The sequence below is a fragment of the Arthrobacter terricola genome, from assembly GCF_004354015.1.
Taxonomy (GTDB): Bacteria; Actinomycetota; Actinomycetes; order Actinomycetales; family Micrococcaceae; genus Arthrobacter; species Arthrobacter terricola.
The window spans coordinates 152,521-170,670 of the sequence record NZ_SMRU01000005.1; the positions used below are offsets into that span (position 1 = coordinate 152,521).

At 64.4% G+C, this 18,150-nt stretch carries 23 protein-coding genes; 15 read left to right on the forward strand and 8 right to left on the reverse strand.

Translation table 11 applies throughout. The features are described 5' to 3' along the window. Window positions 1–5: 5 nt before the first annotated feature. The 3 genes from E1809_RS05870 to E1809_RS05880 are packed head-to-tail and all read right to left on the reverse strand — an operon-like array spanning window position 6 to window position 1,460. A complete protein-coding gene (locus tag E1809_RS05870) occupies window positions 6–758 on the reverse strand; it encodes an ABC transporter ATP-binding protein (RefSeq protein WP_133203282.1) in 753 nt (250 codons plus the stop codon). Next, window positions 755–1,126, reverse strand: a complete 372-nt coding sequence (locus tag E1809_RS05875; protein ID WP_133203283.1) for a DUF1048 domain-containing protein — start codon at window positions 1,124–1,126, stop codon at window positions 755–757. The genes E1809_RS05870 and E1809_RS05875 overlap by 4 nt, the downstream gene beginning before the upstream one ends. Before the next feature lies 1 nt (window position 1,127). Further along, window positions 1,128–1,460: a PadR family transcriptional regulator gene (locus E1809_RS05880; protein ID WP_133203284.1), complete on the reverse strand. Its 333-nt coding sequence runs from the start codon at window positions 1,458–1,460 to the stop codon at window positions 1,128–1,130. A 117-nt stretch (window positions 1,461–1,577) separates the two neighbouring features. On the opposite strand from E1809_RS05880, the gene E1809_RS27030 reads away from it, so the two are divergent. Further along, window positions 1,578–1,979: a hypothetical protein gene (locus E1809_RS27030; protein ID WP_133203285.1), complete on the forward strand. Its 402-nt coding sequence runs from the start codon at window positions 1,578–1,580 to the stop codon at window positions 1,977–1,979. Between the two features lie 231 nt (window positions 1,980–2,210). Next, window positions 2,211–2,549 carry a hypothetical protein gene (locus E1809_RS05890; RefSeq protein ID WP_133203286.1) on the forward strand — a complete coding sequence of 113 codons (339 nt, stop codon included), beginning with the start codon at window positions 2,211–2,213 and terminating at the stop codon, window positions 2,547–2,549. Window positions 2,550–2,570: 21 nt separating this feature from the next. Here the strand turns inward: E1809_RS05890 and E1809_RS05895 are convergent, their stop codons facing one another. Then, a complete protein-coding gene (locus E1809_RS05895) occupies window positions 2,571–2,843 on the reverse strand; it encodes a hypothetical protein (RefSeq protein WP_133203287.1) in 273 nt (90 codons plus the stop codon). Window positions 2,844–3,125: 282 nt separating this feature from the next. Here E1809_RS05895 and E1809_RS05900 point away from each other — a divergent pair, with 282 nt between their 5' ends. Then, complete coding sequence (locus E1809_RS05900; RefSeq protein WP_133203288.1) at window positions 3,126–4,142, forward strand: SDR family oxidoreductase; 1,017 nt, start codon at window positions 3,126–3,128, stop codon at window positions 4,140–4,142. Next, window positions 4,139–4,507: a hypothetical protein gene (locus E1809_RS05905; RefSeq protein WP_133203289.1), complete on the forward strand. Its 369-nt coding sequence runs from the start codon at window positions 4,139–4,141 to the stop codon at window positions 4,505–4,507. The genes E1809_RS05900 and E1809_RS05905 overlap by 4 nt, the downstream gene beginning before the upstream one ends. Here the strand turns inward: E1809_RS05905 and E1809_RS05910 are convergent. Continuing rightward, window positions 4,485–4,961: a MarR family winged helix-turn-helix transcriptional regulator gene (locus E1809_RS05910; RefSeq protein WP_133203290.1), complete on the reverse strand. Its 477-nt coding sequence runs from the start codon at window positions 4,959–4,961 to the stop codon at window positions 4,485–4,487. The genes E1809_RS05905 and E1809_RS05910 overlap by 23 nt on opposite strands. 81 nt (window positions 4,962–5,042) lie before the next feature. Between E1809_RS05910 and E1809_RS05915 the strand changes: the two genes are divergently transcribed. From E1809_RS05915 to E1809_RS05940, 6 genes are read left to right on the forward strand one after another with little or no spacing between them, the layout of a single operon-like run. Beyond that, the gene (locus E1809_RS05915) at window positions 5,043–5,492 is read left to right on the forward strand and encodes a hypothetical protein (RefSeq protein WP_165962218.1); all 450 of its coding nucleotides are present in this window, start codon (window positions 5,043–5,045) and stop codon (window positions 5,490–5,492) included. Then, window positions 5,489–6,160 carry a gluconate 2-dehydrogenase subunit 3 family protein gene (locus tag E1809_RS05920; protein ID WP_133203291.1) on the forward strand — a complete coding sequence of 224 codons (672 nt, stop codon included), beginning with the start codon at window positions 5,489–5,491 and terminating at the stop codon, window positions 6,158–6,160. Before E1809_RS05915 ends, E1809_RS05920 begins: the two co-directional genes overlap by 4 nt. After that, complete coding sequence (locus E1809_RS05925; protein ID WP_133203292.1) at window positions 6,157–7,773, forward strand: GMC family oxidoreductase; 1,617 nt, start codon at window positions 6,157–6,159, stop codon at window positions 7,771–7,773. Before E1809_RS05920 ends, E1809_RS05925 begins: the two co-directional genes overlap by 4 nt. A 26-nt stretch (window positions 7,774–7,799) precedes the next feature. After that, window positions 7,800–9,593 carry a thiamine pyrophosphate-requiring protein gene (locus E1809_RS05930; RefSeq protein WP_133203293.1) on the forward strand — a complete coding sequence of 598 codons (1,794 nt, stop codon included), beginning with the start codon at window positions 7,800–7,802 and terminating at the stop codon, window positions 9,591–9,593. After that, window positions 9,593–10,714, forward strand: a complete 1,122-nt coding sequence (locus tag E1809_RS05935) for an enolase C-terminal domain-like protein (RefSeq protein ID WP_235835468.1) — start codon at window positions 9,593–9,595, stop codon at window positions 10,712–10,714. The genes E1809_RS05930 and E1809_RS05935 overlap by 1 nt, the downstream gene beginning before the upstream one ends. Then, on the forward strand, window positions 10,711–12,474 hold the full coding sequence (locus E1809_RS05940) for a glycoside hydrolase family 15 protein (RefSeq protein ID WP_205754108.1): 1,764 nt from the start codon (window positions 10,711–10,713) through the stop codon (window positions 12,472–12,474). The genes E1809_RS05935 and E1809_RS05940 overlap by 4 nt, the downstream gene beginning before the upstream one ends. Window positions 12,475–12,478: 4 nt before the next feature. On the opposite strand, the gene E1809_RS05945 is transcribed toward E1809_RS05940, so the two are convergent. From E1809_RS05945 to E1809_RS05955, 3 genes are all read right to left on the reverse strand, one after another. Next, on the reverse strand, window positions 12,479–12,733 hold the full coding sequence (locus E1809_RS05945) for a divalent metal cation transporter (protein ID WP_133203294.1): 255 nt from the start codon (window positions 12,731–12,733) through the stop codon (window positions 12,479–12,481). Between the two features lie 23 nt (window positions 12,734–12,756). After that, a complete protein-coding gene (locus E1809_RS05950; protein ID WP_133203295.1) occupies window positions 12,757–12,954 on the reverse strand; it encodes a hypothetical protein in 198 nt (65 codons plus the stop codon). Window positions 12,955–13,062: 108 nt separating this feature from the next. Then, window positions 13,063–13,884: an HpcH/HpaI aldolase family protein gene (locus E1809_RS05955; RefSeq protein ID WP_165962219.1), complete on the reverse strand. Its 822-nt coding sequence runs from the start codon at window positions 13,882–13,884 to the stop codon at window positions 13,063–13,065. A 205-nt stretch (window positions 13,885–14,089) separates the two neighbouring features. Between E1809_RS05955 and E1809_RS05960 the strand changes: the two genes are divergently transcribed. From E1809_RS05960 to E1809_RS05980, 5 genes are read left to right on the forward strand one after another with little or no spacing between them, the layout of a single operon-like run. After that, a complete protein-coding gene (locus E1809_RS05960) occupies window positions 14,090–15,472 on the forward strand; it encodes an LLM class flavin-dependent oxidoreductase (protein ID WP_133203297.1) in 1,383 nt (460 codons plus the stop codon). A 9-nt stretch (window positions 15,473–15,481) separates the two neighbouring features. After that, window positions 15,482–16,048 carry a flavin reductase family protein gene (locus tag E1809_RS05965; RefSeq protein WP_133203298.1) on the forward strand — a complete coding sequence of 189 codons (567 nt, stop codon included), beginning with the start codon at window positions 15,482–15,484 and terminating at the stop codon, window positions 16,046–16,048. 1 nt (window position 16,049) lies between these two features. Further along, on the forward strand, window positions 16,050–16,499 hold the full coding sequence (locus E1809_RS05970; RefSeq protein ID WP_235835469.1) for an ester cyclase: 450 nt from the start codon (window positions 16,050–16,052) through the stop codon (window positions 16,497–16,499). Continuing rightward, window positions 16,489–17,280, forward strand: a complete 792-nt coding sequence (locus E1809_RS05975; RefSeq protein WP_133203299.1) for a 2-keto-4-pentenoate hydratase — start codon at window positions 16,489–16,491, stop codon at window positions 17,278–17,280. Before E1809_RS05970 ends, E1809_RS05975 begins: the two co-directional genes overlap by 11 nt. Before the next feature lie 32 nt (window positions 17,281–17,312). Then, the gene (locus tag E1809_RS05980; RefSeq protein WP_133203300.1) at window positions 17,313–18,110 is read left to right on the forward strand and encodes an IclR family transcriptional regulator; all 798 of its coding nucleotides are present in this window, start codon (window positions 17,313–17,315) and stop codon (window positions 18,108–18,110) included. Window positions 18,111–18,150: the final 40 nt, after the last annotated feature.

An 18,150-nucleotide genomic window follows, 5' to 3' on the forward strand; every position in this document is an offset into this window, starting at 1 on the left:
CCTCCTTATTGGTGTCCGACGACGGCGAGGAAGACGTCCTCGAGGGTGGGCTGTTTCTCGACATATTCGACTTCGGCGGGCGGGAGCATCTGCTTGAGTTCGGCGAGGGTGCCGTTGACGATGATCCGTCCGCCGTGGAGGATCGCGATGCGGTCGGCGAGCTGTTCGGCTTCGTCGAGGTACTGCGTGGTGAGCAGCACGGTGGTGCCCTGCGCGGCGAGTTCCCTGACGGCGTCCCAAACCTCGAGGCGGGCTTGCGGGTCGAGCCCTGTGGTCGGCTCGTCGAGGAAAATAACCGGCGGGTTTCCGATGAGGCTCATCGCGATATCGAGCCGTCGGCGCATGCCGCCCGAGTAGGTCGCGACCTTCCGCGCGGCAGCGTCAGCCAACGAGAACCGCTCCAGCAGGCCATTGGCCACGGAGCCGGGATCTTTGAGGTGCCGCAAGCGGGCGAGCAACACGAGGTTTTCCCGGCCGCTGAGGATTTCGTCGACGGCGGCGAACTGGCCGGTGAGGCTGATGGACTCCCGGACCTCCGCGGGCTGCGTGGCGACGTCGAAGCCGTTGACCTTCGCCGTCCCCGCGTCCGCCTTCAGCAGGGTGGCCAGGATCTTGACCACCGTGGTCTTGCCGGCCCCGTTCGAACCGAGCAGGGCGAAGATGCTGCCGGCCGCGACGTCGAAGTCAACGCCGCGCAACACCTCAAGGTTCTTGTACGACTTCTCCAGTCCCTTCACCTGGATCGCCGCGGCGTTCATTGCTGTCCGCCTCGCTCAGCGTCCTCGATCGCCTTGTTCAGGCGGGCGCGCTCCTTGTCGATCCAGCGAGTGCCGCCGTAGGCCTGGGCGAATGTTTCCGCGAACTCGACAGGATCCTCGCCGACAATTGCGCGCACCGGAGTGCCATCCGCTGCGGCCTGTTCCCAGAGATCGGCGAAGTCGGCAAACATCTTGAGCGTGGTCTCGCCGTCCGTCGCCATGCCGCCGAAGTACATGAGGTACCGCTGCAAGGCCTTCGCCGCGGCGCCGTGAGGCTCCGGAAGGGCATCGATGCGCGACTTGTACTGCCTGTACTGTTTCTTCTGTTCGAGCGATCCCGTGACCAGCTCGATCCATTTTGCTGCCATTTCACTTGCCTCCATCTTCACGGAGCTGGCCGATCCGATCGGCGAGGAAGCTCCACGTTGTCCAGAACTCTTCGAGAAATTCCCGCCCTTGGGCGTTGAGGGTATAGACCTTGCGCGGCGGCCCCTTCTCGGACGGGACCTTTTCGACGTCGACAAAACCTTTTTGCTCGATCCTCACCAGGAGGGCATACACGGTTCCTTCGGCGATATCGGAGAATCCTTCATCCCGCAGCCGCGCCGTGATCTCGTACCCATAAGCCGACCGCGCGGCCAGGATGGCGAGAACGATGCCTTCCAAAGTGCCTTTGAGCATCTCCGTCATTTGCTTGCCCACGGAGTTCCTCCTGTCACTACTCAGTGTTATTGACTACCAGTACATAGTAACGCTAAATAGTGGTCGCGCAAGAGTGTCAGCCTTCCAAGAATTAGTAAGCTCACTTATCATTTCCCTATGGCCACATCCACCCTTATGACACCCCTGAAGAAAATCCGTACCGGCGACATCATCGAGATCGGCGGCGACGCATTCGAGGTGCGCAATTACGAACGGGAAGGGGACATGATGCGGCTAGAGATAGAGGCGAAGGACAATGACATAGTCACGGTTTTCGGCCTGCACAATGCCACTTCGCAGTCCGAAAACATTCACAGCTCCGCCGGAAGGGCTCGAAAGGCCCCGCCTAGCTCCACGCCCTACGGCAAGCGTTCATCCGCCTTCCGCCTGCGCGCGAAACGGATATTGACCACTACCAGGTACACAACGAACGCCAATGACGGCACAAGCAGAACAAACATCCATAGCCAGTTACTCACGAACAACCTCCCGCCTCTGCGTCGGATCCCCCGAAGATAAGTGTACTTACCATCTAGCCGCGCGCTTGCACCCGCGACATCGCGCGCAGGAGGGTGGACGCCGAGCGGAAACTCGACGAACAACTCAAGGAAGCCGAAGAAGCCGAAGAAGCCGAACACCAGGAACACGGCGAATAGCTCGCCCTCCCCCAAGCAACTATTGCCCGCGTATAGTAGAAACAGTCCTCGCTGATGCAGACCGGCGGCCTAGGTCATTCCGCTGGAGCCTGCCATGACAATTGACGATTTCACCCTGTTCTTCCGCGAGTGCCTCGTCTTTGACGACGACACCGAAGACGGTTTGGACTTCGAGTCACTGTATGGCCTGTACATCAGCTGGTGCCGGCTGAACCATTTGACGCTCGATTCAGAGGCCTCGCTTGGCCGGGCCCTCAAGCTCCTGGGCTTCCACGGCGTCCGGCACAACCATCACAAGTCCTACATCGGACTCAGAATGACTGGTCCGGCGGCCCGCGACTACATCGTCCACACAGAGGGGTGCTGGGACGAACTCCGCAGCTTCAGCGGCTGGGACGGCGCCGAGGCGCGGAAGTCGCTCCTGGCGAACTAAGCGGGCGGCAAGCTAAGCGGGCTAAGAGCCTTCCGAGTTGAAGAACCGCCGGCCCAGTTCGCTCATGGTCCGCGAACAATGGATGGTTCCGGCTGCCTCTGCGCGGTCCCGCAGGAATGCGCGGTCCCCGGGGGTCAGGACGATTCCGCCATGGGCATCCCATTCGACGTGCCCCTCCGCATCCGCGGCCATCCTGCCGGCGATGCGGGAAGGCACCGACACGCATCCCGAGTTGTGGACCAGCCATTCCTTGATTTCCGAATCAAGCCGGGCCCAGATTTCCTTGAGTCCCATGTCACGCCGCCTCCTTTGCACTTTCCTGCATGCAGGAAAGTTCCGGCCTTGGCGCGGCGCCCCAGACGAGTAATGCCTCAGGCCGATAAGGTAAGTATACTTAGCACTCTTCGCCCCCACCAGCGATTGCCATGACGCTGTCCAGTATTTTCTAAGCATACATACCATTGCGTATGCGCAATGGATCCCGATAGATTGAAAGTCTATTGGGACCAGGTTCAGCTGCCGGCTGACAGGCCGGGATGCTGACGAAACTGCTGGCATGTCAAGGAGTCACCACCCATGGACAGAACCGGGCACATCATCGTCGTCACTGGATCCAGCGGCGGAATCGGGCGGGCCACAGCCATCGAATTCGCCCGCCAAGGCGCCACCGTTGCCCTGCTCGCCCGCGGCGAGGCGGGCCTGGCCGGAGCCGCCCGCGAGGTCGAGGCAGCAGGAGGCCGGGCGTGGACCCTCAGCGTGGATGTTGCCGACGCCGACTCCGTTGATGCCGCTGCCGCACGGATCGAAAGCGAGCTTGGCCCGATCGACGTTTGGGTCAACGTCGCCTTCACTTCGGTCTTTGCCCCGTTTTCCGAGATCGCTCCCGAGGAATTCAAGCGCGTCACCGAAGTCAGCTACCTCGGCTATGTCTACGCGACCATGGCGGCTTTGAAGCGCATGCGCCCACGCAACCGCGGTGTCATTGTGCAAGTGGGCTCCGCCCTCGCTTACCGCGGCATTCCCTTGCAGAGCGCGTATTGCGGCGCCAAGCACGCAATCCAGGGATTCAACGAATCACTGCGGTGCGAATTGCTGCACAGTTCCAGCGGCATCCACACCACCATGGTCCAAATGCCGGCAGTCAATACACCACAGTTCTCCTGGGTCCTCTCACGGCTCCCCCACCAGGCCCAACCCGTGCCGCCGATCTACCAACCGGAGGTCGCGGCGAGGGCAGTCATGTATGCAGCCGACCACCCCCGTCGCCGCGAGTACTGGGTAGGCGGCAGCACCGTGGCCACGCTCATCGCCAACGCCGTCGTGCCAGGGCTCCTGGACAGGTACCTGGCGAAAACCGGGTTCAAGTCGCAGCAGACACAGGAACCCCGCAAGCCGGACCAGCCCGTCAACTTGTGGGAGCCCGCCGACGCCGGCAAGGACTTCGGGACGCACGGCATCTTTGATCGCCGGTCAGCAAAGCAGAGCATCCAGCAGCGCGCCTCGCACCATCCCGGCGCGGTAGGAACCGCAGTGGCGAGCCTTTTCGCGGCGGCGATTGCCGCCGTCGCACTCTCACGAAACGCGAGCCGGTGAAAAACGCGAGGGCAGCAGCCCGCAGCCGGGACGCAATCGAAGCGTTCCGGATGGCCTGGGGCCTTTGGGAGCTACTTGCGGCGGACGGGACGTTCGCGTGTTTGTTCCACGAGTCTCCGGACCGCCGGACGCGTGCAGCGATCCGCACCCTGGGTACCCGCCACATGCTCCAGGCGATCCTCACCAACCGTGCTGTCATCAGTTCGCGCACGGGCGGCAGCGTGGACCTGCTTCACGCCGCGAGCATGGTGCTGCTTGCGGCCGTGAACGGTCGACGGCGGGCTCCCGCGATGGCGAGCGCGTCGGTCGCCTTGCTCTTTGCCGCTGCCGAGTTCAAAACCGCTAGCTTTCAAGGTCTACCGTGAACCGGCCGTCCTCGGCTCCTCCACCGCCGTCGGCCGCGGCAAAGGCGTCCATGCCCTCCGCCACCGCACGGCGCAAATCCTCGGGCATCCGCTCGATCACGGAGGCGATGGCATTTCGGCGGTGCTCGAGCACGCCGTTTACCAAGGAAGCACCTTTCGACGTCAAGGCGAGGGCCACGTACCGGCGGTCCGCGGGCACGTCCTTCCGGACAATCAGCCCGCTGTTAACCAAGCGGTCGCACGTCCGGGTGGCGTTCGAGGGGTGCACTCCCAACTCGGCGGCGATGGCCCCGGAGCTCTGCGGCCCATGGCTGGCAATGAGGACCAGCACCCGCAATTGGGGGCTCGTCACAATGTCCTCCACCTCGACCACGGACTGCGCCACGACCCGCAGCAAGACGTTCCCGGCCCGAAGGACCGCATCCACTTGGGCATCGCTCGCTGTTTTCTCCACTCCCCAAGTATCACCCGGTTATTTGCGGAGCAGCAATACTTCTCCGATCGCACATATTTCGCCGAATTGAGGAGGCATACCGTGAAACACGAAAGCGAAGCCGTCCACCTCGTTGATTACTGGGTGCGCAACGTCAAGACGGGACGGTTCGAACGCTCGCTTTCCGGGCTGACGGCGGTCGGCGCCTTGGTGACGGCGGCCGAAATCTACTTCGAACATGACAAAGCCAGCTTCGGCAACAAATGGATGTGGGTGCCGGTGGCGCTCGGTCCCGTAGGGGCTGCCGCCGGCGTCGCAGGCGTCTTCAGCCGAAAGATGGCGAAGACAGCGCTGCCGCTCGCAAGTGCCGCCATTGTGGCGAACGGCCTGCAGGGAACCTATTTGCATGTCCGTGGCATCATCCAGAAACCCGGCGGGTTGAATAACCTGCGCTACAACATCGAAATGGGACCGCCCCTCCTGGCGCCGCTGCTGGTCACGCTGGTGGGCGGCATGGGATTGCTTGCTTCCGTGCTGAGGCGCGAGCGATGAGCATGCTCCCTTTGGACAAGAACGACGGCGGCGGGCGCTACCCAGGGTTCAGCACCCTTGCGCAGGCCCATTCCTGGGATCAGGCCACGGCGGGCGTTGTGTTGGGCCGGATCGGGCCTCCTCCGGAAATCCGCTTCTTCACCCCGCAGGAGGAAGCGGGGGCGGCGGCACTCCTTGACCAACTGCTCGGCCAGCACGCCGAGCCCCGGGTGCCCGTTGTCAATTTTGTCGACTCGCGCCTGGCGGAAAAACAGACGGACGGCTGGCGCTACGAGGACCTGCCTGAAGACGGCGAGGCGTGGCGGAAAACGCTGGCCGCGCTGGATCATTCGGCGGAGGAGCTCTATTTCCAACCCTTCGCGGAATGCCCGGAATCAGAGCAGGCCGCCCTGCTGCAGTCCATCCAGGACCTCGGGAACAGCACGTGGCAAGGCATGCGGGCCAGCCGCGTGTGGGGCTTATGGACGCGGTACGCAGCCACCGCGTTCTATTCGCATCCGTGGGCGTGGGACGAGATCGGCTTCGGCGGTCCGGCCTACCCACGCGGGTATAAGAACCTCGGGATCGATCGCCGGGAGTCCTTCGAAGTAGCGGATGCGAGCCCGGGCGAGGATCCCTTGGAGGCTGGCCCGGCGGCTTTGTCCCAAACGGATCGGAAGAACGCATGAGCGGGGTCCGGAGCCGGAACGAATCCGCTTGGCTGCTTCCGCCGGGTCCCGGGGGCAACCACAAGTTGCGTGAGCGGATGCGACGGTTCGACGACGCGGACGAGGTGGATATCGCCGTCGTCGGCTGTGGCGCGGGCGGGTCAACGGTGCTCCAACGCCTTGCGCGCGCCGGCTGGCGGGCCGTGGGTTTCGACGCCGGCCCATTCTGGGATCCGGAACAGGACTGGGTGAGCGACGAGGCCGGTTCGCACCATCTGTATTGGAACGAGCCGCGGGTGATCGCGGGCGACAACCCCGTGCCGCTGGGGTCTAACAACTCCGGGCGCGGGGTGGGCGGTTCCATGGTGCACTACGCTGGATACACGCCGCGCTTCCACCCCAGCGATTTCCGTACTTTCACGGCGGACGGCGTCGGCGCGGACTGGCCCATCGAATACGAGGACCTGAAGCCCTACTACGAGGCGATCGAAGAAGAACTCCCGGTTGCCGGGGACACGTGGCCCTGGGGTGACCCGCACAGCTATCCGCACCGGCCCCATCCGGTCTCGGGCAACGGCGAACTCTTCCTGCGCGGCGCCTACGCGTGCGGAATTCAGGCCAAGGTAGGACCCGTGGCCATCTCCAATGGCCGCTTCGGAAACAGGCCGCACTGCATCTACCGGGGATTCTGCCTCCAAGGCTGCAAGGTCAATGCGAAAGCCTCGCCCCTCATCACCCATGTTCCGGACGCGCTGGCGCACGGCGCGGAAATCCGGGCGGACTCGATGGTCACGCGCATCGACTTCGACGAACAGACCGGCAGGGCCACCGGCGTCCACTACGTCCAGGGAGGCCGCGAACGGTTCCAGCGGGCGCGGATTGTGGCCATTGCCGGGTATTCGATCGAGACGCCGCGGTTGCTGCTGAACTCGACGTCGGCCCGTTTCCCGGACGGAATGTGCAACGATTTCGACCAAGTGGGCCGGTACCTCATGGTGCAAGGCGCGCCGCAGACGGCGGGCCGTTTCGACGCCGAAGTGCGCATGTGGAAGGCCCCGCCGCCGGAAGTCAGCACCGAGGAGTTCTACGAAACGGACCCAAGCAAACCGTACAAGCGCGGTTTCTCCGTCCAGACCGTTTCGCCCTTGCCTATTACATGGGCCGAACACGTGGCCGCCCAAGGGTATTGGGGTGCCGACTTCCGCCGGTACATGAGCGACTACGCGCACTGGGCGTGCCTCGGTGCGCTGTGCGAATTCCTTCCCTTGGAAGGAAACCGCGTGACGCTCGCGGAAGAAAAGGACCGGCACGGGATACCCGTTGCCAGGTTCAGCTACAGCCAGTGCGACAACGACCGCCAGCTGCTCGAAGCCGCCCAGTCCGTGATGGAGAAGATCCTGAAAGCCGCCGGCGCGGACGAAGTCATCACCATCAAGCGCTACGCCCACTTGGTGGGCGGGGCCCGGATGGCCACCGACGAAAAGCACGGCGTGGTGGATGGGTCATGCCGCACCTTCGCCGTCCCGAACCTGTACATCACTGACGGCAGCGTCCTGCCGACGCAAGGCAGCGCGAACCCGGCGCTGACCATCATGGCGGTGGCGGCACGCGCAGCTGAACGACTCGCCAAATGATTCATCCCAGGAAGGAATGATTGACTATGGCATCACAAACAGTCGCTGACTATTTGCTCGCCCGGCTTCGCGAATGGGATGTGGAGAAAATCTTTGCATTCCCTGGCGACGGCATCAACGGGATCCTCGCCGCCTTCGGAAAAGCGGACAACGAACCGAAATTCATCCAGGCCCGCCACGAGGAGATGAGTGCCTTCCAGGCTGTGGGCTACGCCAAGTTCTCCGGCAAGCTCGGCGTCTGCATGGCGACGTCCGGTCCGGGCGCGATCCACCTCCTTAACGGTCTCTACGACGCGAAACTGGACCACGTCCCGGTCGTAGCGATCGTGGGTCAGACTGCTCGCAGCGCCATGGGCGGGGCGTACCAGCAGGAAGTCGACTTGCTGAGCCTCTACAAGGACGTGGCATCCGACTACGTCCAGATGGTGACCGTTCCCGAACAATTGCCCAACGTCCTGGACCGGGCCATCCGCGTCGCCATAGCGGAGAGCGCCCCGACGGCCATCATCATCCCGTCCGACGTCCAGGAGTTGGAGTACACGCCACCCACCCACGCGTTCAAGATGGTTCCGTCGAGCCTCGGCATCAACTGGCCTGCTATTCAAGCGGACGACGCAGCGATCCGGGGCGCGGCCGAAGTCCTCAACAGCGGCAGCAAAGTCGCCATGCTCATCGGCCACGGCGCCCGAAATGCGGCAGCCGAAGTCCGAGAGGTGGCCAACCTTCTGGGAGCGGGCGTCGCCAAGGCCTTGCTCGGCAAGGACTCGCTGCCCGACGACTTGCCTTACGTCACGGGCTCGATCGGCTTGCTCGGTACCCGGCCCAGCTACGAGTTGATGCGCGATTGCGACACCCTGTTGACGATCGGTTCGAGCTTCCCCTACACGCAGTTCATGCCCGAAGCGGGCAAGGCCCGCGGGGTCCAGATCGACGTCGATCCGCGCATGATCGGCTTAAGGTACCCCTACGAGTTCAACATCGTGGCCGATGCCGCCACGGCGTTGCGCGCCCTGATGCCGCACCTCGAGCGGAAAGAGGACCGGTCCTGGCGCGAGGGCATCGAAAGCAACGTCACGCGCTGGTGGAGCACTATGCGCGCCGAGGCAATGGTGGAGGCAAAGCCCATCAACCCGATGCGGCTGTTCAGCGAACTCTCCGACCGGCTGCCGGAGGACGCGATCATCACGGCGGACTCCGGATCATCCGCCAACTGGTACGCGCGGCAATTGAAGTTCCACGGCAATGTCCGCGGCTCCCTCTCCGGAAACCTGGCAACCATGGGACCCGGGGTGCCTTATGCGATCGGGGCGAAGTTCGCGCACCCGGACCGGCCCGTCATCGCCTTCGCGGGTGACGGTGCCATGCAAATGAACGGCATGGCCGAACTCATCACCATCCAGCGGTACTGGCACGAATGGAGCGATTCGAGGCTCATCGTCGCGATCTTGCACAATGACGACCTGAACCAGGTGACGTGGGAGATGCGCGCGATGGGCGGCGTTCCCGCTTTCCTCGAGTCACAAGCATTGCCCGACGTCGACTACGCGGCTTTCGCTTCGAGCTTGGGCCTGCAGGGCATCAGCGTGGCCAGCCCCGACGAACTCGGCCCCGCGTGGGAGAAGGCGTTGGCAGCAGGCAGGCCGACAGTCCTGGACGTTCGCACGGATCCGGACATTCCGCCGATCCCGCCGCACGCGACGTTCGAGCAAGCGCTCAACGGCGCGAAGGCCGTCCTGAAGGGAGACGACCGCGCCGCCGGCTTCGTCAAGGCCGGGGTCAAGGTCAAAGCCCAGGAGTTCCTTCCCCACGGTGACGACTAGTGGCCGCAGATGAAACAAGCCTGGGGATCGATTCCCTCCGGGTCTCGGCATTCACGGTTCCCGCCAGCTCACCGGAAGGTGACGGCACATTCGCCTGGGACAGCACCACCATGATCCTCGTGCAAGCGACCGCCGGTGAGTGGATGGGAATCGGCTGGACCTACGCGCCCGCAGCGTGTGCGGGGATCGTGAAGGACGTCCTGGAGCCCGCCGTTTCCGGGCTCGAAGTCTTCGACGTGCCCGCAGCGGCGCAATCCATGGCGCAAAAAGTGCGCAACGCCTCGCGTACGGGGCTCGTCGCGTACGCGATTTCCGCCGTCGACTGCGCCCTGTGGGACCTCAAGGCGCGTGTCCTCAACCTCCCGCTGCACCGCCTCCTCGGCGCGGTCCGGAAGGAAGTGGATGTGTACGGGAGCGGCGGCTTCACCACCTACGACGAGTCCCGGTTGCGCAGCCAACTGGAACACTGGGCCGGTGAGCAGCAGATACCGCGGGTGAAGATCAAGATCGGCCAGGACCGCGGCACCAACACCACACGGGACCTCGAACGGATCGGCCAGGCGAGGGAAACGATAGGGAGCAGCGCACAGCTCTTTGTCGACGCCAACGGCGCCTACACGGCCAAGCAAGCGATCCGGCTCGCCGAAGCGGCGGCCGGCCAGGACCTCGCTTGGTTCGAGGAACCTGTGTCCAGCGACCACCTGGACGGGCTCCGCCAAGTCCGCCACGCGATCACTGCCGACGTCACCGCGGGCGAATACGGCACGGACTTGTTTTATTTCCAGCGGATGTGCGCGGCCGGCGCGGTCGATTGCCTACAGGTGGATGTGAGCCGCTGCGGAGGGATCACAGGGTGGATCCGCGTGGCGGCAGTCGCCGCGGCCCACGGCCTGGAGGTCTCGGGGCACTGCGCCCCGGGCCTCTCGGTTGCCGCAGCCGCCAGCACACCGAATTTCCGCCATCTCGAATGGTTCCACGACCACGTGCGGATCGAGCAAATGTTCTTCGACGGCACCCTCGATCCGCACGGGGGCAGCGTCCGGCCATTCGACGACCGGCCCGGCAACGGACTCACGCTCAAGGAGCCCGACGTCGAAAAATACCGGGTGGGGCCCACGTGACTGCAGACTTATCCGGCATCGACGTACTCTTCCCGGCCCACGTCCTGCGCGACTACGCCTTGCTCGGCGACGGCGAGCGGGGCGCGGTGATCGGGCCGCGCGGCGATGTCATCTGGATGTGCGCGCCGCAATGGCACGATCCTGCTGTGTTCTCCTCGCTCATCGACGGACCCGGCGCGTTCGCCGTCACGCCGATCAATCCGCGATACGTCTGGGAAGGCCATTACGACGACGGAACGCTCATCTGGAACAGCCGCTGGGTCACCACCGAGGGAATCGTCGAGTGCCGCGAAGCCCTGGCGATGCCGGGCGACCCATCGACGGCGGTGCTGCTGCGCACTATCCGGGTCATTTCCGGAACGGCGCCCGTCCGCATCCTGTTCCAGGCCAAGCCCGGTTTCGGCCGGGACAACCTGGATCTTTCAAGGAACGACGACGGTACGTGGTCCGGAGTGGGTGGCGGCTTGTCGGCCCGACTCAGCGGGCTGGGGAGGGCTCATGTGATGGACGACATGCTGCGGCAGGACATCGACTTGCTTCCCGGGGATGAGCACCACTTGGTGTTCGAACTTTCCAGCAAGGCGTTGCCGGCACGGCTTCCGGATTCCGCCCTCCTCTGGGCCGATACCGCAGACGCCTGGGCGGCGTCCGCCCCTCGGATGAACGGTTCGGTCGCCCCGGAGGATGCCCGTCTCGCCCACGCCGTCCTGCGCGGGTTGACGAGTTCCACCGGGGCCATGGTTGCCGCCGCCACCATGGGGCTGCCGGAACGCGAAGCGGGAAAACAAAACTACGACTACCGCTACGCCTGGATCAGGGACCAGTGCTTTGCCGGCCTGGCCGCGGACGCCAGCGGAGCGACGGACCTCCTGGACAGTTCAGTCCGTTTCGTCGGGGGGCGCTTGCTGGCCGACGGCCCCGAACTCCAGCCCGCATACACTGTCACCGGCGGACAGGTGCCGGACGAGGAACGCCTCGATTTTGCCGGTTATCCGGGCGGAACTGACACCGTTGGCAATTGGGTCAACGGACAATTCCAGTTGGACATCTTCGGTGAAGCGCTGTTGCTGTTCTCGGCAGCAGCCGACCGCGACCGCCTCGACAAGGCGGACTGGCCCGACGTCGAAGTCGCCGTGCGGGCGATCGAAGCGAAGTGGACCTTGCCGGACGCCGGCATGTGGGAGCTCAAGGATGACCTGTGGACCCATTCCCGGCTCATGTGTGTTGCCGGCCTCAAGGCGATTGCCCGGCACACCCCTGCCATCCAGTCCGGACGCTGGGAGTCCTTGGCCGACAGGATCCTGGCAGACGCCTCGGCGACGTCCGTGCATCCGAGCGGACGATGGCAGAGGTCGGCGTCGGACCATAGGGTCGATGCCGCCTTGCTGCTTCCCGCCATCCGCGGCGCCCTTCCCGTGCGGGACCCCCGCTCGCTCGCCACGGCCGCAGCGGTACGGAAGGAACTCCTCCAGGACGGGTACGTCTACCGGTTCAGGCACGGTCCCGGGCAACTGGCCGAAGCGGAAGGCGCCTTCCTGCTGTGCGGTTTCAACCTTGCGCTGACCGAACACCAGGAGGGCAACATCGTGGACGCCTTCAGGCTTTTCGAGCGTAACCGCGCGGCGTGCGGCTCGCCGGGGTTGTTCACGGAAGAGTTCGACGTCGGCCAGCGCCAGCTCCGTGGGAACTTTCCCCAGGCGTTCGTGCACGCAGCAATGCTGGAAACGGCCCACCGGCTCGCCGGGCCGCCGACCGGGTGACGCCCTAGCCCGTGCCCGTGACGGTGGTCCAGATTCCGATGACGCCGGCCACCATCATGACGGCGGTGGTGAACCATCCGATCGTGGAGGCAAGTTTGCCATTGCGGTACTTGCCCATGATGTCCTTGTCCCGGGCAATCAACATGATGACTATCAGGAACGGCGCCGCGGCAATGCCGTTGATGACGGCGCTGAGGATCAACAGGCCAATGGGATCGGTGGTGAAGAAGCTGACGATCACCCCGCCGATGGTTCCCACGCCCTTACTGGAGCTTCGTGTATTTAGACGGTGTCGCGCACGTCCGGTTCAATCGCCCACGCGAGGCGGTGCAATAAGCTGGCGAGCTTTCCCTTGAAAGCCGCCCAGGCCGCGGAACGGGGAGCCCGCTCCTCGACCACCCTTGGAGCGTGCGGAAGCGCACTCCTGGCCGTGTCCCCTTGGCCAACCAAGAGAAGGGCCATGATGTTCGTGCTTTCCATACTTCTCCATAAAAAACGTGCTCGGATTGGTCGGTAACCTCAAGGCGGAATAGCCTGGTCAACCGGTTGACCCAGTTTATCAGTCAGCCCAAGCACACAATCGCCGCTTTACGTCGCATGACTCGAAACGCGGCGTGTCGCCGCGGGCTCGGAGAGCGCCGCCTCGGCGAGGACGCTCCGCGTGGCGGTCGAGATCAGGGAGTAGTCGGAGGCGATCGGCATGAAGCTGTACCCCCAACTGATCGGGGCTTGGGAGAGCGCGATGGACCCCGTGTAGATGCCCACGGGAACACCCGCTTCCGCGCAGCGGCGCGCAATGTCGCGCAGGATGCCGTCGGGGTCGGCTGAGACGAGGGTGTCGAAGTCTACGCCGAGGCTGAGCGACAGGTCGTAAGGGCCCACGAAGATGCCGTCGGGATCGGCTGTCAGAATCGCGTCAAGGTTTTCGTAGCCCGCGCGGGTCTCCACCATGAGGATGGCCAAAGGGTCGTCCGCGGGAACGCCCGGAGTGGGCTTCGCGTAGCGCGGCGAACGCCGGACCGGGCCGTAGCTGCGCCCGCCACGCGGCGGGAACCTGCACGCCGAAACGAGTTTGGACGCCGTCTCGCCGTCCTCGACGGTGGGAAAAATGATGCCCTGGGCACCGGCGTCGATCACTCGCCCGGCCCCGCCGACGTCGTGACCCTGGGCGCGGACGATGGCCGGGACGCCGAAGACGTTGGCGGCGTCGATCAATGCGAGCAAGTCCGGGAAGTCGGGTTTTCCGTGCTGGCCATCGATGCCCACCCAGTCCGGACCTTCTACGCAAATGAGCTCGATGGACGCCGGATCCGGGAGGTCGATCCAGACGCCCCGGCGGCCACGTTCGTTGAGGTCGAGCACGGGTGAAGTGAGGGGGCTTGGCCTGCTGGTTTCACCGGGAATCTTCATGTTTCTTTTCCTTTCCAGCGCCATGCGGGGACGCCTTCCGGCTTGGTCCAAGCCAAGCCTGGGGCCGGTCGAGGACTTGACGATGTGTCTCGCACCACTCTACCTTGGTGTTCAACAGATAAATAGTATGTTCATCTAGTGGACACGAAGGCATTCAAATTCAGGCCTTCATCCAGCCTTCGCGCTTTCAGTAAGGAAAACGAGCATGACAAAGCAAATAAAGGTGTTTGCCTTTGACTTCAACGGACCGGCGCACCTTTCGGCCGGGCTGTGGCGGCACGAAAAGGACGGTGGTACCGAGTACACCAACGTGCACCGCTGGATCGAGTACGCGCAGATGCTGGAACGGGCCGGCTTTGACGGCATGTTCTTCGCCGACAACAACGGCTACCACGACAAGTACAACGGCACTGTTGACGCCGCCCTTCGCGACGCCGCGCAGCTGCCGGCCAACGACCCCGCCTTCCTGGTCCCCGCCCTGGCCGCCGCAACGCGGCACCTGGGCTTTGGCGTGACGTCCTCAACCGCCTACGACCACCCGTACACGCTCGCCAGGAAGTTCGCGACGCTCGACCACGTCACCGGCGGCCGCATCGGCTGGAACGTTGTCACGTCCTATTCGGACAGCGCGGCCCGCAACCTGGGTACCGGCACGCAGACGGCGCACGATGACCGCTACGAAATCGCCGAAGAGTTCCTGGACGTGGTACTCAAGCTGTGGGAAGGCTCCTGGGATGACGACGCCGTCGTTCGCGACAAGGCGTCCGGCACCTATGTGGACCCGAGCCGCGTCCACGAAATCGGCCACGAGGGCAAGCACTTCACGGTGCCCGGAATCTTCATCTGCGAACCGTCGCCGCAGCGCAGCCCGGTGATCTTCCAGGCCGGCGGTTCTCCGCGCGGCGTCGCGCTTGCAGCGAAGACCGCCGAGGCCGTCTTCATGAACGCCGCAACCAAGGCGGGCCTCAAGAAGCAGATCGATGCCCTCCGCGCCAAGGCCGTCGAGTTCGACCGCGACCCGTCCCACATCACCGTCCTGCAGATGGTCACCGTCATCAGCGCCCCCACGGACGAGGAAGCCCAAGCGAAGTACGAGGACTACCTCAAGTACGTCGACTACGACGGCGCGATGGCCCGGTACAGCGGCTGGACCGGCCTGGACATGGCCCAGTTCGACCCCGACCAGCCCTTCGAGGACGTCAAGACCAACGCCGGACAGACCATGGTGGACTTCTTCACCAAGATCGATCCCGAAAAGCGCTGGACACCCCGCGACATCGCCGAATACAACGGCATCGGCGGCACCTCCCCCGTGATCGTCGGCAGCCCTAAGACCGTGGCCGACGAACTGGTCTCGTGGATCGAGGAAACCGGCGCCGACGGCTTCAACATCTCCCACGCGGTCAAGTTCCGCGACATCGAGGACTTCGCGGCCTACGTGGTCCCCGAACTCCAGGCCCGCGGCGTCATGCGCACCGCGTACGACGGCGACACCCTCCGCGAAAGCCTCTTCGGCGCCGGACAAGCACGGTTGGCCTCCGACCACCCCGGCGCCGCTTACCACCGCACCCGCACCACCCAGGCATAGGAAGCCAACATGTCCATCATCGTTACCGCCGAGAACCCCTCGATCGACCCCGCTATCCAGCGCCAGGTCTTCGGTGCCCTGCCCACCGGCGTCACCGCAATCACGGGCCTGACCGAGGACGGAACGCCCCGCGGGTTCGTCGTTGGCACCTTCCAGTCCCTTTCCCTCGAACCGCCGCTTGTCACGTTCTGCGTCGACAAGTCCTCGAGCACGTGGCCGACCCTCCGGTCCTTGGGACGGTTCACCGCCAATATCCTCTCCACTGAGCAGTTGCCCGTTTGCCGCGCGCTGTCCCGGAAGGGCGACGAGAAGTTCGCCGGCGTGGACTACGAACAGAGCCCCCTCGGCACTCCCCGGATCTCCGGCGCTACTGCGTGGGTGGATTGCGAAGTACTTTCCGAGGTAGTCGCGGGCGATCACTACATGATCGTCGGTTCCATCGAGGAACTCGTCCCCGGCGAGGGAGAAGCCCTCCTGTTCCGCGGCGGCAAGTTCGGCGAATTCAACCAGTGGCCGGCTCCCGCCCCGGCCGCCGCAGCTCCCGCAGCTCCTGCTGCCGCCGGAAAGGACCAGTGACATGACCACCATGCTCAGCCGCGTCACGGAAGCCTGGACCAAGGCCTGGGGCGACGGCGACACCGCCGCCTTCGAACGCCTCACCGCTCCCGACTACGAACGGCAATCGAAGACCGGCTCGGAAGGCCTCGCCCAGGTAGTCCAGCAGATCGAGGATTCCCACCGCGCATTCAGCGACTTCACCGTCACCGTCCTCCATGCCATCGAGGACCAGAACCTCGTCGCCATCCACTGGGAGACCGTCGGCAAGCACACCGGCGAATTCATGGGCGTTACCCCGACCGGCCGCACCGTGACCGTCCGCGGCGCTTCCTTCATCAGCCACCGTGACGGGCTGATCACTTCCGAAGCTGTGGTCTGGGATCCCCGCGAAATGCTTTCCTCCATGAGCATCTGGCACCTCGGTGACCAGCGCTCCCCACGTCGAAAGGTAGAAAACATTGCCGATTAACATCGCCGAAACCGCCCAGCGCATCCTGGATGCCAAGTCCAGCAGGAAGCCTGTGGACAGCCTGATCGGCGCCGAGGACGGTCCCACCATCGCAGACGCTTTCCGCGTCCAGCAGGAAGTGATCCGCTTGCAGGTTGAAGGGGGCGACACCATCGCAGGCTTCAAGCTGGGAAACATCGCGAAGGCCATGCAGGCGAAGTTCGGCGTCGACGAGCCCGACTACGGCTACCTCCTGGCCAGCCAGTTCTTCCCCGAGAACCTGCCCCGCTCCGAGAAGGAGTTCATCGAGCCGTTCGTCGAACTTGAACCCGCGTTCGTGTTCAAGCGGGACGTCGGCGGCCCGCACGTGACTGTCGCGGACATCATCGCGGCGACCGACTTCGTCGTTCCGGCACTTGAGATCATCGATTCCCGTGTCCGCGACTGGAACATCGGCATCTTCGACACCCTGGCCGACAGCGGCTCGAGCGCCGCCGTCATCCTCGGCGGCCAGCCCCGCAAGCTGAGCGAGGTAAACCTTTCGGATACCCCCGGCGTCATCACGTTCGACGGCGAGGTAGTCGCCGAGGGAAACACCTCCGCAATCTACGGCAGCCCGGTCTCTGCGTTGGTTTGGCTCTGCCACCGCATCAACGAATACGGCATCACCCTGAAAGCCGGCCAGCTGATCCTTCCGGGAAGCTGCCTGGCCGCCGCGAAGATGGTCCCGGGCACCCACATCACCGGCCGTTTCGAAGGCTGGGGGGAGGTCAGCTTCGACTACACCGCCGCCCAAGGTTGAGTCGAACCCACTTCGAAAGGCCTTGACCGACGATGAGCGCCACCCAGGAAACACCCCAACAGGGATACGCGGCGAACCGCTCCGTATCGCGGGCGGTCCGGATACTCCGCGCACTGGCCGCATCGGCGAATCCGATGACCGTCACGGACGTCGCTAAGAAGATCGACCTCGCCCGCGCCACTACCTTCCGCCTCCTCATGACGCTGGAGGAAGAAGGCATCGTGGACCGGCAGGACACTCTGTATTGCTTGGGGTGGGACCTGGGCCGCATTGCCCAATCCATCGACCCCGCCTCCGGGCTGGTGCCCAGGATCAAGGACATCCTCGAGGAATTCGCCGACGAAACCGGCGAGACCGTCACCTTCAGCATCCGGCGCGGCCTGTACGAGCTTGACCTCGTACTCCAGGCGTCGCCCCGGCTCATGGGCATCACGATGTCCGAGATGTACGGCATGCATTGGCCGCACCACGCCTCCGCAACCGGAAAAGTGTTGCTCGCCGACCTCACGCCGGAGCAATTGCGCATGGCGGTGGGCGAGCACCTTGAGGCCCTCACGGTGGCGACCATCAGGGACTTCGATGACCTGGTCCAGGAGCTCATGACCGTTCGTGAGCGCGGCTGGGCCAGCACCAACGAGGAACTGGAGGACGGCATCATCGCATTCGGCGCCCCGGTGCGGGACTCGGTGGGCGCCCTCGTGGGCGCGGTGTCGATCGTTGGCCCGCTCCACCGCATGGAAGACAAAGAAAAGCAGGCGGAACTGCCAGTCCGCCTCGTTGCTGTTGCCGGACGAGTGCAGCAGCGCATGAATCCCTCACTCCAGGAATAACCCGCCCTCCACAGGCGCGGTGGCGTTTCCCGGAGGGGTT

Coding starts and splice junctions, on each gene's coding strand:
- E1809_RS05895 (WP_133203287.1), bottom strand. CDS start 2,843: ATGGGACTCAAGGAAATCTGGGCCCGGCTTGATTCGGAAATCAAGGAA.
- E1809_RS05980 (WP_133203300.1), top strand. CDS start 17,313: ATGAGCGCCACCCAGGAAACACCCCAACAGGGATACGCGGCGAACCGC.
- E1809_RS05925 (WP_133203292.1), top strand. CDS start 6,157: ATGAGCGGGGTCCGGAGCCGGAACGAATCCGCTTGGCTGCTTCCGCCG.
- E1809_RS05900 (WP_133203288.1), top strand. CDS start 3,126: ATGGACAGAACCGGGCACATCATCGTCGTCACTGGATCCAGCGGCGGA.
- E1809_RS05960 (WP_133203297.1), top strand. CDS start 14,090: ATGACAAAGCAAATAAAGGTGTTTGCCTTTGACTTCAACGGACCGGCG.
- E1809_RS05965 (WP_133203298.1), top strand. CDS start 15,482: ATGTCCATCATCGTTACCGCCGAGAACCCCTCGATCGACCCCGCTATC.
- E1809_RS05875 (WP_133203283.1), bottom strand. CDS start 1,126: ATGGCAGCAAAATGGATCGAGCTGGTCACGGGATCGCTCGAACAGAAG.
- E1809_RS05920 (WP_133203291.1), top strand. CDS start 5,489: ATGAGCATGCTCCCTTTGGACAAGAACGACGGCGGCGGGCGCTACCCA.
- E1809_RS05950 (WP_133203295.1), bottom strand. CDS start 12,954: ATGGAAAGCACGAACATCATGGCCCTTCTCTTGGTTGGCCAAGGGGAC.
- E1809_RS05870 (WP_133203282.1), bottom strand. CDS start 758: ATGAACGCCGCGGCGATCCAGGTGAAGGGACTGGAGAAGTCGTACAAG.
- E1809_RS27030 (WP_133203285.1), top strand. CDS start 1,578: ATGGCCACATCCACCCTTATGACACCCCTGAAGAAAATCCGTACCGGC.
- E1809_RS05890 (WP_133203286.1), top strand. CDS start 2,211: ATGACAATTGACGATTTCACCCTGTTCTTCCGCGAGTGCCTCGTCTTT.
- E1809_RS05970 (WP_235835469.1), top strand. CDS start 16,050: ATGACCACCATGCTCAGCCGCGTCACGGAAGCCTGGACCAAGGCCTGG.
- E1809_RS05955 (WP_165962219.1), bottom strand. CDS start 13,884: ATGAAGATTCCCGGTGAAACCAGCAGGCCAAGCCCCCTCACTTCACCC.
- E1809_RS05930 (WP_133203293.1), top strand. CDS start 7,800: ATGGCATCACAAACAGTCGCTGACTATTTGCTCGCCCGGCTTCGCGAA.